The following is a 15,343-nucleotide window of genomic DNA, read 5'->3' as shown; positions in this document are numbered from 1 at the left end:
TCGCGGCGTTTTCTTTCAATTGCCGAAAACTCTATACTTCAGTCGGCGGGAGCGTAGCTGCCATCTTCGCGGTGCACCTCATTGCCAGCCAGCGGTGGCGTGAAAACGCAGACCAGTACAAGGTCGCCCTTGGTCGCGCGCAGGATATGCGGGTCGTTTTCGTTCAGCGCATAGATGGTGCCGGGGCGGATCGGAAACACTTCGCCGCTCAACTTGTGTTCGACTTCGCCTTCACCGGAAAAGCAATAATTGGTTTCGAAGTGATTCTTGTAGTGCAGGTGCAGTTCAGCGCCTTCCTTGACGCGGGTTTCGTGGACTGAATGGCCCATGCCGTCGTCACGCACGATCATGCGGCGGCTTTCCCAACCGGGTCCGGAAGCATCGCGTGCGGTGCCTGCGATTTCATCGGATGTCACGACAATCATAGTATTCTCCTCATTTCAGTGTCAAAAAAGGCTGTTAAAACTTGGCGGCCAGCGGATCGAGTACTTCTGCGATGGCCAGTAGCGTCTCGTCCTCGCCGCGCAGTCCGGTCAGCATGAGACCGGCAGGGTGCTTCCCGATTGGCAGCGATATGCTGGGCAGATCAAGACGATTGGCGAATTCTGTCAGCGAGAATGCACGCCGGTTGAGCGCCAGATAGGTTTCCTCGTCAGCAAGCGTGGCCAAGGCGGGCGGCAGCATAGGAACGGTCGGCAGAATGAAACCGTCAAAACCCTCGATTTCCGCGTCGAACTGCTCACGGCAGGCAGCAAGGGCGTTCAATGCATTCACATAGAGATAGGCGGGATTTTCCCGACCTTTTTGAATGCGTGTTCCGACCAAGGGATCGTAACTATCGAAATCGACGGCGAGCCGCTCGCGGTGAAGCGCGTAAGCCTCGGCACCGATCATCCCGCCATCGACGGCAATCCTGGCACTCTCGATCAAGCTTGGAAGTTCGATATCCTGGACGACAATTCCTGCTGCTTCCAGAGCGGACCGGCAAGCCCCGTAAAGATCTTCAACGGTATCGTCGAGAGCGGTTTCCGAAAGCAGGCGGGGAACTGCCAGTCTTATCTGCTTTGAGTGTCGCGGTTTCCTTGCCAGAATGCCGGTGGCAACATCATCGATCAGGCGACAATGGGCGACGGAAGTGCCGATGATCCCCGGCACGTCAAAGCTGGTCGACAACCAGTGCATTCCATCGGTTTCGTAGCGTCCGCGGCTTGGTTTGAAGCCCACGACGCCACAGAAAGCCGCTGGAATGCGTGCTGAACCGCTGGTATCGGAGCAGATGGCGAAATCGCTATATCCGCGCGCGACGGCCACCGCTGCACCGGAACTAGAGCCGCCAGCGATTGCCTCTCCGGCAGGGTCGAGCGGCGTGCGTGGCGTGCCGAAATGTGTGTTGACCCCCAGCGCGCCATAAGCGAATTCGGTCATGTTTGTCTGCGCGAGCAGTGTTGCGCCACCCATGCGAAGTCTGCGCACCAGAGCAGCGCTTGCACTTGCAGGAGCTGCCTCTTGTAATGCTTTCGAACCACAGCTTGTCACCCAGCCTTCAGTGTCGAAGCAGGCCTTGACCGTCATTGTCAGTCCTGCAAGCGGCGGGAGTTCACGATTGGTTTCACTGAGTGCTTGCCAATGGCCGAGCTCGGTGCGGGCCGCCTCGAACCGCCGGTTGAGAAAAATCTCTCGCGCATTCCAGTCACGCGCCACATAGTCGGCCAGCGCCAGGTCGAGCTTTTCAACCCGGTTGCAAGCCATGGCAGATCCCAATCCGGATTTGTCTTGCGGATCGTGTTTCATAAAGCATGTCCCGTTAGAGCATTATCCGACCGAAGTGAAACGAGGATCGATAAGATTATGCTTGAAATATAAGAGGTTAGAGCGCCGATCTGCTTCAATCGAAGCGAAACGCGCTCTATCGCAATCGGCTGCGATCAGTTCCGGACCAATGCCGTCAGCATTTTCTCTGAATCCGCCAGATAGTTCTCAAGCTGATCGGCGGCGGCTTCGCAGTCACCCGCTGCGATGAGGCGGCAGATTTCGGCTTCTCTTTTCAACCAAGGCTCATGGAAAGCCTGTTCGTTGCCGGTGACGAAAACCAGACGCAGCTGGGTCACGAGCAGGGAGAACATCTGATCGAAGATAGGACTACCATGCAGCGATACGATTTCCTGGTGAAAGAGAAGGCTCTGGCGGGCCACCGCCGTCCAGTCCGCGCGTGCGGTCGCTTCACTTTCATTGCGGATCACCTCGTTGAGCCTTTCCAGCCAGTCGGCGGGAACCGAGTTTCGCCCACGGAGGGCGCCGAGCTCGACGACCCGGCGCACCACGAAGATGTCGCGAATGTCCGTTTCCGTTAGCCTTTTCACGCGGACGCTCTTGTTCGGCTCCTGCGAGACCAGTCCCTGCTGGCGCAGAAGCTGCATGGCTTCGCGCAGGGTGTTGCGCGATACATCGTAGACATTGATCAGTTCGGCCTCGATCAGGCTCGTGCCGCTCAACAGGCGGCCTTTGAGAATGTCGTCGCGTATGGCATTGGCGACGCGAATGAATGCGGGATCACGAAGGGTGGCAGGCTGGTTCATGTGTCAGACCGTCATATTCTTCAGGAAAGGTTTCAGCTGCGGATAGATACCGGATTTGAGTTTATCCGGCGTATCGTCGCAGACGACCTTGCCCGCGTCCATAAAGAGAATTCTGTCGGAGACTTCGAAAGCGAAGTTCATTTCGTGGGTTACGATGACCATCGTCACGCCTTCGCTTGCGAGCGAGCGGATAGCGCCCAGCACTTCCTCGACGGTTTCCGGGTCGAGTGCCGAAGTGGGTTCATCGAACAGAATGATGCTTGGCGACATCATCAGGGCGCGAGCGATTGCAACGCGCTGCTGCTGACCGCCCGAAAGCTGGTGCGGATATTTTTCCGCATGGGCGGCCATGCCCACCTTGTTCAGATAATGAAAGGCTTGCCGCTCAAGGTCGGCTCGCGCACCGATCTTGTGGTACAGAGGCGCGAGGAGCATGTTTTCAAGCACAGTCTTGTGATTGAAAAGATTGAAGCTCTGGAACACCATGCCGACATCGCGGATCAGGGAAACGTCTTCCCGGAAGACATGCTTGCCCGATTGCGTCAATTCGGCCGAGATGAACGGCGAGCCGTGCAGTTTTACTTCACCGGCATCGAGACGTTCCAGTCCGTTGAGCAGGCGAATGAAGGTCGTCTTGCCCGAGCCCGAACGACCGATGATGGAGATGACCTCACCGGATTTCACCGTCAGGCTGACGCCCTTCAACACTTCATGCGAACCATAGGCCTTGCGAAGTTCAGTTGCTTCCAGGGCAATGGTGTCGGCTTGCTGGGATTTGCCTTGCGCGCGATCGACGGGAGCTTCAGTGCCGGACAGTTTTGCCGCAACCTCCTGTGGCGACAAGGTGCGTGCCTTCTGACCGCGCCGTATCACATCCGAGCGGCGTTCCAGCATTGAAAGACCGCGATCAAACAGCGTGACGATGAGGACGTAGAAGAAGGCGACGACGGTGAGCGTCTCGAGCACCAGAAAATTCTGCGTATAGAGCCGCTGGCCGACAAGCAGGATTTCGGCAAGCGAAATGACGGAAACCAAAGAGGTAAGCTTGACGATGGTGACGAGTTCATTCGACATTGCGGGTAATGAAACCCGGATTGCCTGTGGAACGACGATCAGGCGCTGGATACCGAGGAAGCTCAGACCCAGCGCACGCCCCGCCTCGATCTGGCCTTTATGAATGGCGAGCAAACCACCCCGATGGATTTCTGCCATATAAGCGGTTTCACTGATGACAAGCGCGATCAGGCCAGCCGCGAAAGCATTCGACAGGAGGGTGCGAAGGACCGGAAAGACCTGCGGCAGGCTGTAGATGAAAATCAGCAGTACCAGAAGCGGAAGGCTTCGGAAGAACCAGATATAGGCCCGCGCGGGACCGTTGATCACCGACCATGATGATTGCTTTGCCAGTGCCAGACCGAAGCCCGCAATCGCCGCCAGAAGCCAACTCAGCAGGCTGAGCTTGATCACAACCCAGCTCGCCTCCCAGAAATCCCGGTCTGCAAGCAGACCGAGCGCGTAATGCCAATCGTAGTTCAAGCGAAGCCTCCCGTTTCGGCCATGCAGAGGGAAATGGGGCCAGTCCGCCCCGCTTCCGGTTTATTGAGCCGTGGAAACGACCGCTTTGATTTCATCGTCGGTGACAGGCTCCATGCCATAGGTTTTGACGAGCGCGTCATAGGAACCATCCTTTCGCATCTGGGCGAAAGCATCGTTCATGGCATTGAAAAGCTCTTTGTTCTGCGGGGTGGTGGCTACACCCACCATGATCGGATAGATGAGCGCACTGGATGTAACGGCATAATCGTCGGGGAACTTCTTCAGCAGTTCGGCAGCAACGACATTATCCATGAATTCCACGTCGACCGAGCCGCTGCGCAATGCCTGCGTGACCTGCGCATCTGTATCGAATTCGCGTGTCTCGATGGCGCCGAGATTGTTCTTGGCGCAATAATCTTCCGAGAGTGCCTTCAGCTTCGGGAGCCAGGACGCTCCTTGCATCGACCCGATGATCTTGCCGCACAGCTCCTTTTCGTTCGCCGGGCGGAACTTGGCGTCCTTCAGCACGAGCAGGGACGAGCCAGCCTTGATGTACGGGATGAAATTGAGAATCTTCTGCCGCTCAGGCGTGACGTAAAGCGCCGATGCAATGACATCGAAATGGTTGGCGCGTGCACCAGTGATGAGGCTGGTGAAGCGCGTGTCCTTGAACTCTGCAGCAAGCCCAAGCTGCTTTGCCACCCCTTCCATCAGCTCGACATCGAAACCTGCCGGCTTGCCGTCCTTCATGTAGACGAAGGGAGGATAGGTCAGGTCAGATCCGACCGACAGTGTGTTTTCCTTGACGGTCTGAGGCGCGGCTGCGGCCTCATGCGGCGCCAACGCGACGACGGCAAATGTGGCGGCGAGCAGGGCTGATTTCAGTTCAGTCACGCGTTTTGAGATTGTCGGAGCAGGCATATCGTTCCCTTTTTTGTTCAATAATATTGTTGAACAATTAAGAGATGGGCTGTGCGATGTCAATATGTCTTCACGCGGGAGCGATGAAGACACGTATGCTCGTCTCTTCCGATGCGATTAGGCGGTATCGGAGCTTCATTTTCGGAACTGGTTTCCAAAACTGGTCTTGGCAAGTTTAGCAGACTTTTGAAGGGTAGCTTTTCGCCAGAGCGCTCCCAGTTAAAACGGAGTCGCTGAAACCGCCCTAAGTATTTGGTTCATTGCATTTGCCTCACGTAAAACCGCTCCGCACTTTTGCTGGAAATGCTTTAACTCTCGAAATCGCCAAAAATATCCTGGAGACGGGTCAGGCTCTGCACTCTTTCATCCACCTGACTACCGAGCTGTATGATGATATGCGAAAGCATGAGATCCATGATGGCAGTCATCGTTGCGGCGCCGTCCCAAAGTGGACCGTGAGAACCGGGTACGATCAGCGCAATATCGGCGACCTCGCTTGCCCACGGGCAAAATTCATCGGTAAAAAGTATCACTTTTACGCCCATTCGGCGCGCTTCAATGGCTAGAGGGCGGGCTTTTGACGCGAAACGGCGGACATCGTGCAGAAACAGAACGCGGTTTTCCCTGGAACCATCCAGGACTTCTGCATAGGTGCCGTTCAACCCGTCCATGAAGGACACTCCCGGACGCGAATAGGATAGCTGTGACGCAAAATATTGCGCTATGCCGCGCACATTCTGATAGGCTGCAACATAGACCTCGCTTGCCCCGATCAGTGCGTCGATGGTCTCCTGCCATTCAGAACGGGTAGTCAGCTCGTAGACGGTGCCGAGATTCTCGATCTGCTGTTGCACCAGGCCGGCAAGCAGTTTGCCTTCGCGAAAATCCTGCTGGAGCCGGGCAACCGGCCCCTTGACCTGCCATGCAGGATTGGAACGACCGCGCCTTAATGCTGTTTTTAACTCCTCCAGCCCGTCGAAACCGAGCCGTCGCAAATAGCGACCGACCGTCATCTGAGAAATGCCAAGACGCTCGGCGATGGACTTTGCCGTTTCGAATGGCAGTTCTGCCAGATTACGCTCGATATAGCTTGCGATCAGCTTGTCGGCCTTGGATTTGCGTAATTCCGCACTTTGGAGACGTATGAGAATTTCTTTAGACAAACTTACCCCTCCCGCTTTGGCTCCGACCCTGATGATGAAGACCGGAGCCAGCACAACAGCTTATTGCGCTGTTTTTACCTTTGTCCATGCCCGGTCGAGCTGGCGCACGCCGGAACCCAGATCCTCGAAGATCTGGAGCCGTTTCATCGTTTCGTCTGTCGGATTGATTTCCGTGCTGTTCTTGATGTTGTCAGGTGTCAGCTGACGTGCCGGCACATTGGGCGTCCCGTTGGTCTGTTGGGCTACGTTGAGCGCGGCGATTTCCGGGCGCGTGTAAAACTGCATGAACTTGATGGCATTGTCCTTGTTAGGAGCTGTTTTGAGAACGCACATATCTTCCTGGTACATGGTCGCACCTTCTTCCGGAATGACGTAACCCAAATCTTTCGGATTGCCTAAGACATCCACCATGCTGCCGATAAAATAATGCGCGGCGGCAACGTCGCCCGCGCCGACCATGGGACGGGAATCATAGGTGAAAGCAGCCACATACGGCTTCATTTCGATGACGGTGTCTGCGGCCTGCTGAAGTTGCTTCGGGTCGGTGGAGTTTACGGAGTTTCCGTTGAGAAGAAGCCCAACACCAAGCACCTCACGCATGTCATCGAGAAGCGTGATCTTGAGACCCTTTTCCTTGACCGTCGCAAGCAGATCCTTCCAGCCGGTCACGTCCTTGCCGAGCACGCGACGGTTATAGAGAATGCCCACCGTGCCGAAGGCGTAAGGCAGGCAATATTCTCCGTTGGGGTCGCTTTTGGCGCGCAGAAAGCGCGGGTCGATGTTCTTGAAGCCCTCATATGTATTGATATCGGTTTTCGCAAGCAGATCGAGCTTGGCCATGATGTCCTGCATATGCACGGACGGAAACACGATATCGTAACCGCTGGCGCCACCCTGAATCTTGGCCAGCATTTCCTCATTGGAGGAGTAGGTCGATAGATTGACCTTGACCTTGGTCTCTTCTTCGAATTTCTGAAGCACCGCAGGATTGATGTATTCGCCCCAGTTATAGATGTTCAATTCATCTGCAAAGCTATTGCCTGCAGACATGCCCAGAACGGTGAGCGCAATCAATCCAAGGCGCGGAACGGCACCATTGAAGATCGTCATTGTAGTTCCCCTTGTCATATTTTTCCCCGCAGCCCGCTTTCATTTCTCTGCCTTGGCAGGGATGCAAAGTACGGTCTTCGAGGCGTTGACTTGTACTGGAAAATGATATCAACATAACCAAATCACGCAAGAGTTAATTAAATAACATTTCGGGGAACGAAAATGCGGGATGCGATTGTACGGCTGGTTTCCGCGGCCAAGACCTTTGCGAGTCCAGAAGGCGGCGAGGTCAAGGCACTGGACGGTATCGATCTGGATATCGGCCGTAATGAATTCATCACTTTGCTGGGCCCGTCGGGCTGCGGCAAGACGACTTTGCTACAGGCGATCAGCGGGTTCGCTGCGTTGGATGCCGGACGGATCGAGATCGACGGCGTCGACATGACGGATCGTCCACCTTATCGCCGCCCGGTCAATACGGTCTTTCAGAACTATGCGTTGTTTCCGCATATGAGTGTGGGGCAGAACGCCGGATATGCTCTGGAAGTCGCCGGTATCGGCAAGGCGGAGCGCACGGAGCGTGTCAGGGCTGTTTTGCAGATGGTGGGGCTGGCTGGTTTGGAGGCCCGCCTGCCGCGACAGCTCTCGGGTGGCCAGCAGCAACGTGTGGCTCTGGCCCGGGCCATCGTGGCCCGCCCTAAGGTGCTGTTGCTCGATGAGCCGCTATCTGCACTTGATAAGAACCTGCGCGAGGCGATGCAGTTCGAACTGAAGACCTTGCAGCACGAGCTGGGCATTACCTTCATCTTTGTCACGCACGACCAGCAGGAAGCGCTGACAATGTCGGATCGGGTGGCGGTGCTCTCGAATGGGCGCATCCAGCAACTGGACGCGCCGCGGGTTGTGTATGATCGCCCGGTCAATGCCTTCGTCGCCAATTTCGTCGGTGCGAGCAATCTTCTGGAAGGACAAGTCGACGCCAACGGCTTTGTGCTGACGGATGGAACGGTTCTGCAGCACGATGGTGAAGGCAAAGCCAAAGGCAGGGGCACCGCACTTCTGCGTCCAGAAAATTTCTCGCTTATCGCGCGCAATGAAAGACAGGGGGCGCTTGATGTCACGCTCGACCAGATTGCCTTTATCGGTTCGTCTTTCGAATTGCTCGGACACCTCGCTTCCGGGCGCAAGCTGACGGCGCAGATTCCGGCGGTGGACCGAAACTCGGTCAATGATCTGCAGCCGGGGCAGGCCGCGCGCTGGTATTATGATCCGGCTACAGTCCATCTTCTTTGCGAAGGGGAGGCTGCATGATGAACCTCGCGAGCTTGCGGCGTCTTCAGCTGGCAGTTCTTCTCGGACCGGCGACGCTGTTCCTGATCGTTTTCTTCGCCATTCCGCTCGCGATCATGGTGGTAACGAGCTTTCTCGCACCTGGCCTTTATGGTGGTGTCGAATGGGAGTTCTATCCTCATAATTTCGGGCGTATCCTCGGTTTTGCGGATCCGGCATTTGAGGAATTCGACCCGATCTATCTGGCGATTTTCTTCCGATCGGTGAGGATCGCCATCGTGACGGTCATTGCCGCATTGCTGGTCGCTTATCCGGCCGCCTTTTATATCAGCAGGCTTCCCGACAGGTGGAAGAACTTCTGCATCTTCCTCATTACCTTGCCATTCTTCGCCAGCCTGATTGTGCGGCTGTTCGTATGGGTGATGATCCTGCGCCCGACAGGGTTGCTCAACGAGACCTTGATGTCGCTCGGCATTATCTCGCGTCCCCTCGACATGATCTATACCGACGGCGCTATCGTGCTGGGCATGGTCTATGTGTTCCTGCCGTTCATGTTCATGCCTGTCTATGCAAGCATTGAAAAGCTGGACTGGCGTCTGGTGCAGGCGTCGCTTGATCTGGGGGCCGGCCCGGTGCGGACATTCTTCCGGATTGTCCTGCCGCTGACCACGCCCGGCATTGCTGCCGGTTCGGTAATTGTCTTCATTCCTGCGCTCGGAAACTTTGTCGTGCCTGCAGTGCTGGGCGGAGCCAAGGTGATGATGCTCGGCAATCTGATCGAAGGACAGTTCCTGTCGGCGCGCAATTGGCCGTTCGGGTCGGCGCTCGCGATGATGGTGATGGCCGTCATGTTGCTGCTGCTGTTTGGCTATGTGCTCTTTACGAACCGGCGCAATGCCGCCGAAGCGTTGTCGCGGTAAGGGAGACGCAACCATGAAAATCGCCCGTTCCCTCTTCAATGGCGGATTGCTGCTCTACGTCGCGCTGTTCTTCGCCTTCATCTATATCCCGCTGGCACTTATCATCGTCTATTCGTTCAACGCCAATCCGGTGAACATGATGGTGTGGAGCGGCTTTACGACCGACTGGTATGCGCAGGTTCTGGGCTTCAAGACAGTGGTTTCGGAAAGCGCACTCTATATTGAATCGACGGATCAGCTTGTGGCAGCCGTGTTCAACAGCCTGAAGATTGCGACTTCAACGACACTGATATCGACTGTTCTCGGAACTGCGCTGGCGCTGGCCATGCATCGCTACAATTTTCTGGGAAAGCGGTTCTATCAGGTGACGCTTTTCATGCCCATGCTGATGCCGGATATCGTGCTGGGCATTGCGCTCCTGATCTTCTTCGTCAACGCGGGTATTCATCTGGGGCTGACCACGATCATCATCGGCCAATGCACTTTTCTGATCTCTTATGTCTTCATTGTCGTTTCGGCCCGGCTGGCCGGCATGGACCGCACGCTGGAACATGCATCGGCCGATCTTGGCGCTAATGAATGGACCACGTTCCGCAAGGTCGTCATGCCCCAGCTCATGCCCGGCATTCTCGGTGGCGCGTTACTTGCCTTCATCATTTCCATGGATGACCTCGTCATCACCTATTTTATCGCAGGCGTTGATGTTACGACCCTGCCGATGTTCATCTTCGCCATGCTGCGTCGCGGCATCAAACCGGAAATCAATGCGATTGCCGTGATGATGCTGACCTTCTCATTCGTTGTGGCTTCGCTCGGTCTCTATCTTCGTTCTCGGCAGAAATAATATGACTTCACAAACACCTACACGTAAACTGCGCGCTCGCGATCTGGGGCTTCCTTTCACTGGTGTGACCGGTCCGTACAACGCGATCACCGATGTCGATGGCGTTGGCGTCGGCTTTCAGACCATTATCGAGAACGAGCCGCGCCCCGGCCGCAAGCGTCCGGCGCGTAGCGGCGTGACCGCCATTCTGCCGCATATGCAGTCTGAAACCCCGGTTCCGGTTTATGCAGGCGTCCATCGCTTCAACGGCAATGGTGAGATGACCGGAACGCACTGGATCGAAGATGGCGGCTACTTCCTCGGCCCTGTCGTTATCACCAACACGCACGGTATCGGCATGGCACATCATGCGACAGTGCGCTGGATGGTCGACCGCTATGCCTCGACCTACCAGACCGACGATTTCCTCTGGATCATGCCGGTTATCGCAGAAACTTATGACGGTGCACTCAACGACATCAACGGCTTTCCTGTGACGGAAGCGGATGTGCGCAAGGCGCTCGACAATGTTGCATCCGGCCCGGTGCAGGAAGGCAATTGCGGCGGCGGCACCGGTATGATCACCTATGGCTTCAAGGGCGGTACAGGCACGGCATCGCGCGTCGTGGAGTTCGGCGGTCGCAGTTTCACCATCGGTGCGCTGGTGCAGGCCAATCACGGGCAGCGCGATTGGCTGACCATTGCCGGTGTGCCGGTGGGGCAGCATATGCGGGATGGCACGCCGCAGAGCCAGTTGCAGGAGCGCGGCTCGATCATCGTCGTGCTGGCGACCGATCTGCCGCTGATGCCGCACCAGCTGAAGCGCCTTGCGCGTCGTGCAAGCATCGGCATCGGCCGTAACGGAACGCCGGGCGGCAATAATTCCGGCGATATTTTTATCGCTTTTTCCACCGCCAACCAGCGACCTATGCAGCATCGTTCCACGCCCTTTCTGGACGTCGAGATGGTGAATGACGAGCCGCTTGATCCCGTCTATCTGGCGGCGGTCGATAGTGTGGAAGAGGCAGTGGTCAATGCGATGATTGCGGCTGAGGATATGGGTGGAACACCCTATGATCGGCTGCTTGTTCAGGCCATAGATCACGAACGTCTTCGTGCTGTGCTGCGCCAGTATGGGCGTCTTGCCTGACTCTTCGTAGGATAAGGATTGGAACTCCAGTTCCATCTGATAGCGATCTGGTTCGTGTCACGCGGTTTCCGTCATGCAGGACGGAAATCGCGAATGTCTCCCTTTATCTTGCCGTCTTGACAGTATTCTATCGACGGCACTACGCTACAGTAACACGGCAGATTTTACTGAAGTGAGGGGAGGAATTCATGACTAAAAGTTCAATTATTACAGGGCTGGGTCGGGTTTCAATTTCACGACGCCAGTTTATAACATCGAGCGCACTGAGCGCCGGTGCTCTGCTTCTACCGTCCCTGCCATCTTTTGCAGCTGACAAGCCCAAAGTCGGTCTGGTCATGAAGTCGCTCGCCAACGAGTTCTTCAAGCAGATGCAGGCAGGTGCGGAGGACTACGCCGCCAAGAAAACCGACAAGTTCTCCTTTGCCGCTGTTGGCATGAAGGACGAACGTGATTTTGCCGCACAGGTCGATGCTGTGGAAAATTTCATCACGCAGCAGTTCAATGTGATCGTGCTGGCTCCGGCGGATTCCAAGGCCATGGTGACGCCGGTTAAAAAGGCTCTGGAGGCCGGCATCAAAGTCATCAATATTGACGTGGCGCTCGATGAAGAGGCGAAAAAGCAGGCGGGTGTTGACCTTGCCTTTTTCGGTCCGGACAATCGCGAGGGCGCAAAGCTTGCCGGCATGGCGCTTGCCAAGGAGCTCGGCAAGGGCGGCAAGGTGGTTATCCTTGAAGGCAATCCTGAGGCAGACAATGCCAAGGAACGCAAGAAGGGCTTTGACGATGCCGTGGCCGAAGGCGGTTTGACACTGCTCGATTCCAAGACTGCCCATTGGGAAACGGAAGAAGCCAACACGCTGATGACCAATTTCCTGACCCAGTATCAGGACATTCAAGGTGTTATGGCGGCCAACGATTCTATGGCGCTCGGCGTCGTGAAGGCGCTGGATGCCGCCGGAAAATCGGGCCAGATCAAGGTCGTGGGCTTCGACAACATTCCTGCTGTCCAGCCTTTGATCAAGGACGGCAAGATGCTCGCAACCGTCGATCAGTTCGGCGCACAGATGGCGGCCGTGGGCATTGATTACGGCCTCAAGGAACTGGCAGGCGAAAAGTTCTCCGGTTGGGTCAAGACGGACATCAAGCTCATCACGGCCCAGGATCTCTGAAAACCGGGATCTTCCAAACATTGCCAATTGTGGGCGGCGCTCCAAGTGCCGCTCCTCTTCACCCGGCAGGCAGGAACAGATATGCAGTCAGCCGACGCCATTTTGAGATTGGAAAATGTCGGCAAGACCTTTCCGGGGGTGGTTGCGCTAAACGGTATCACGCTGGAGCTGCAGCGTGGCGAGACGCATATCATTCTGGGTGAAAACGGTGCGGGTAAATCGACTCTCATCAAGCTTCTTGCTGGCATATATCAGCCCGACACAGGCGAGATTTTTCTGAACGGCCGGCCCTACAAGCCAAAGACCCCGCATGACGCGCAGGTTCAGGGAATCCGCATCGTTCATCAGGAACTCAACCTGCTGTCGCATCTTTCCATTGCCGAAAACCTGATGCTGGAAAGCCTGCCGAGACGTTTCGGCATCATGTACCGAGCGACATTGAACCGGCGCGCCGAAGAGCTTTTGGCCGAGGTCGGTCTGGCGGTCGATCCGCGTATGCCGGTTTCGGAGCTGGGCGTTGCGCAAATGCAGTTGGTCGAGATTGCCAAGGCGCTCGGTTATGACAGCAAACTACTTGTTCTGGATGAGCCGACGGCGACATTGACACCGCCGGAAATCGAACGGTTGTTTGCGATCATCAAGCGGCTGAAGGCAAAGGGTGTCACGATCATCTACATCTCCCACCGTCTGCACGAGGTCTTCGAGATTGGCGACCGCGTGACGGTGCTGCGCAATGGCCGTCTGGTCGAGACGCGCGACCTGCAGGGGCTGAGCGTGCCGGATCTGGTACGCATGATGATCGGTCGCGACATTGCGGATGAGTATGGCTTTAATGCCGATATCAAGCTTGGTTCCGTCGCTCTGGAAGTGAGGAACGTGAAGCGCAACAGCGGCGCTCCGCCGGTTTCGTTTTCGGTGCGTCATGGAGAAATTCTGGGTGTCGCCGGTCTGGTCGGGTCGGGCCGCACCGAGGTGATGCGTGCAATCTTCGGCGCCGATCCAAGATCGGCAGGGGAAATCGATATAGATGGAAGGCCGGTGACTATCCGTGACCCGCGCGATGCCGTGCGTAATGGTCTGGGTTTTCTGACAGAAGACCGCAAGAGCCAGGGGCTGCTGCTTGATATGCCCGTGTCCGTCAACACCACGATCACCGACCTGAAGAAAATCTCGCACGGTGGCCTGCTGGATAGCCGGGTGGAGAAAGGTGCGGTAACGGAGCTGGTCGAGCGGCTGCGCGTCAAGACTGCGTCTATCGATACGCCGGTGCGTAACCTCTCCGGAGGCAATCAGCAAAAGGTGGTTCTGGCAAAATGGCTGTTTCGCGGGTCATCCACATTGATACTGGATGAACCGACGCGTGGGGTCGATGTCGGCGCCAGACGCGAGATTTATCAACTTCTGTGGATGCTGGCTGCGAACCAGAAGGCCATTATCATGATTTCGTCGGATCTGCCCGAGCTGATCGGCATGTGTCACCGCATCATTGTTTTCTCGAACGGCAAACTGGTTGGGGAACTGGACCGGTCGCAATTTGATCAGGAGCGTATTCTTTCGCTCGCCTATCAGGAGCATGTTCACGCATGACGGAACCCATTTCTCCATCTGCCCAACACCCCGGTGCTGCCGACCGTCAGAAGCTGAAGCGCTTCCTGTTGCGTGATGCCGGCGTATTCTTGGCGTTGATCCTGATAACGCTGGTATTTTCCGTCACTGCGCCCTATTTCGCAACATCGGGCAACGCGCTGAAGATCTTCGTTCAGATTGCGATCAACACAGTCCTTGCGGCAGGTATGACTTTTGTCATTCTGACTGGTGGCATTGACCTCTCAGTCGGCTCGGTTCTCGCCTTATGCACGGTCGTCGGTGCGCTTATCATGACGTCCGGTCTGGAGCCTGCCTTGTCAATTCCGCTGGCTGTTCTGGCATGTATCGCCGTTGGCGGGCTTTGCGGCTTCATCAACGGCAAGGTGTCAACCTACTGGAAAATCCCGTCGTTTATCGTCACGCTGGGCATGCTGAACATCGCCGCCGGTGCGGCACGGGTGGTTTCCAACAACTCCACCATTACCGGTCTTCCGCAGGGTTTTGTCGATTTCGGTAATCTGATTGTCGGCGGCTTTCTGCCGTCAATTTTCCTGATCGCAGTGGCCGTGATCGCTGTCGGCTGGTTCGTTTTGCGCTTTACCGTCTTCGGTCGCATGATCTATGCGGTTGGCGCCAATGATGAGGCTGTGCGCCTGTCGGGACACAATCCCGACACATACAAAATCGCTGCGTTTGTCATTTCCGGCGTCACCGCTGGTATTGCCGCGATTGTCTATCTCCTGCGCCTGAACATCGGCAGCCCGATTGCAGGGGTTGGCTATGAACTGAACGCGATTGCAGCCGTCATCATCGGCGGGACGAGCCTTTTCGGTGGTAAGGGCTCAATCGTCGGCACATTGGCCGGGGCCTGTATTTTGCAGGTGCTCGCGACCGGGCTGCAATTGCTTGGTATCGGCGATAATTACAAGCCGATCATAATTGGCACCGTGATCATCCTCGCCGTGATTGTCGATACCTATCGTGAGAGGCTGTTACGGCGTATTCGCTGACACCGATACTCGAGATGCAGCCACGACCGAACTCAAAAGAAGGCTTCTTGTCCCGCTAACGCATCACGTAATCGGGACGAAGCCATCTTATGCTGGAGTTCAACTGCAGTTAGATATTGATGTTGCCGCGATCTCCGGTCGGAGCCTC

At 56.2% G+C, this 15,343-nt stretch carries 14 protein-coding genes; 7 read left to right on the top strand and 7 right to left on the bottom strand.

Going from position 1 to position 15,343, the window contains the following annotated elements; genetic code table 11:
* Window positions 1-38: 38 nt before the first annotated feature.
* From OHI65_RS04005 to OHI65_RS03975, 7 genes are all read right to left on the bottom strand, one after another.
* A complete protein-coding gene (locus OHI65_RS04005) occupies window positions 39-425 on the bottom strand; it encodes an ectoine synthase (protein ID WP_010660497.1) in 387 nt (128 codons plus the stop codon).
* A gap of 34 nt (window positions 426-459) precedes the next feature.
* Window positions 460-1,749: an amidase gene (locus OHI65_RS04000; RefSeq protein ID WP_235824425.1), complete on the bottom strand. Its 1,290-nt coding sequence runs from the start codon at window positions 1,747-1,749 to the stop codon at window positions 460-462.
* A 176-nt stretch (window positions 1,750-1,925) separates the two neighbouring features.
* Complete coding sequence (locus OHI65_RS03995; protein WP_011982550.1) at window positions 1,926-2,576, bottom strand: GntR family transcriptional regulator; 651 nt, start codon at window positions 2,574-2,576, stop codon at window positions 1,926-1,928.
* A 3-nt stretch (window positions 2,577-2,579) separates the two neighbouring features.
* On the bottom strand, window positions 2,580-4,112 hold the full coding sequence (locus OHI65_RS03990) for an amino acid ABC transporter permease/ATP-binding protein (protein ID WP_011982551.1): 1,533 nt from the start codon (window positions 4,110-4,112) through the stop codon (window positions 2,580-2,582).
* Between the two features lie 60 nt (window positions 4,113-4,172).
* On the bottom strand, window positions 4,173-5,033 hold the full coding sequence (locus tag OHI65_RS03985) for an ABC transporter substrate-binding protein (protein WP_010660493.1): 861 nt from the start codon (window positions 5,031-5,033) through the stop codon (window positions 4,173-4,175).
* Between the two features lie 308 nt (window positions 5,034-5,341).
* Entirely contained in the window at window positions 5,342-6,196 is an 855-nt protein-coding gene (locus OHI65_RS03980) for a MurR/RpiR family transcriptional regulator (RefSeq protein ID WP_125301121.1), read from the bottom strand.
* A gap of 60 nt (window positions 6,197-6,256) precedes the next feature.
* The gene (locus OHI65_RS03975) at window positions 6,257-7,306 is read right to left on the bottom strand and encodes a spermidine/putrescine ABC transporter substrate-binding protein (RefSeq protein ID WP_036588306.1); all 1,050 of its coding nucleotides are present in this window, start codon (window positions 7,304-7,306) and stop codon (window positions 6,257-6,259) included.
* Window positions 7,307-7,468: 162 nt separating this feature from the next.
* On the opposite strand from OHI65_RS03975, the gene OHI65_RS03970 reads away from it, so the two are divergent.
* The 7 genes from OHI65_RS03970 (at window position 7,469) to OHI65_RS03940 (ending at window position 15,195) form a co-directional block, all read left to right on the top strand.
* On the top strand, window positions 7,469-8,557 hold the full coding sequence (locus OHI65_RS03970) for an ABC transporter ATP-binding protein (RefSeq protein ID WP_125301122.1): 1,089 nt from the start codon (window positions 7,469-7,471) through the stop codon (window positions 8,555-8,557).
* Window positions 8,557-9,456, top strand: coding sequence for an ABC transporter permease (locus OHI65_RS03965; protein WP_125301130.1), 900 nt, complete (start codon window positions 8,557-8,559; stop codon window positions 9,454-9,456). The genes OHI65_RS03970 and OHI65_RS03965 overlap by 1 nt, the downstream gene beginning before the upstream one ends.
* A 13-nt stretch (window positions 9,457-9,469) precedes the next feature.
* Complete coding sequence (locus OHI65_RS03960) at window positions 9,470-10,300, top strand: ABC transporter permease (protein WP_011982555.1); 831 nt, start codon at window positions 9,470-9,472, stop codon at window positions 10,298-10,300.
* A gap of 1 nt (window position 10,301) precedes the next feature.
* Entirely contained in the window at window positions 10,302-11,429 is a 1,128-nt protein-coding gene (locus tag OHI65_RS03955) for a P1 family peptidase (RefSeq protein ID WP_125301123.1), read from the top strand.
* A gap of 188 nt (window positions 11,430-11,617) precedes the next feature.
* Complete coding sequence (locus OHI65_RS03950) at window positions 11,618-12,598, top strand: sugar ABC transporter substrate-binding protein (protein WP_264358737.1); 981 nt, start codon at window positions 11,618-11,620, stop codon at window positions 12,596-12,598.
* An 81-nt stretch (window positions 12,599-12,679) separates the two neighbouring features.
* Window positions 12,680-14,185: a sugar ABC transporter ATP-binding protein gene (locus OHI65_RS03945; protein ID WP_125301125.1), complete on the top strand. Its 1,506-nt coding sequence runs from the start codon at window positions 12,680-12,682 to the stop codon at window positions 14,183-14,185.
* A complete protein-coding gene (locus OHI65_RS03940; protein WP_011982559.1) occupies window positions 14,182-15,195 on the top strand; it encodes an ABC transporter permease in 1,014 nt (337 codons plus the stop codon). Before OHI65_RS03945 ends, OHI65_RS03940 begins: the two co-directional genes overlap by 4 nt.
* The last annotated feature ends 148 nt before the right edge of the window (window positions 15,196-15,343 follow it).

Source organism: Brucella sp. MAB-22, from assembly GCF_025908475.1.
Taxonomy (GTDB): domain Bacteria; phylum Pseudomonadota; class Alphaproteobacteria; order Rhizobiales; family Rhizobiaceae; genus Brucella; species Brucella anthropi.
The sequence above is the reverse complement of the archived record's forward strand: the minus strand, read 5'-3'. Positions and strand labels throughout refer to the sequence as shown.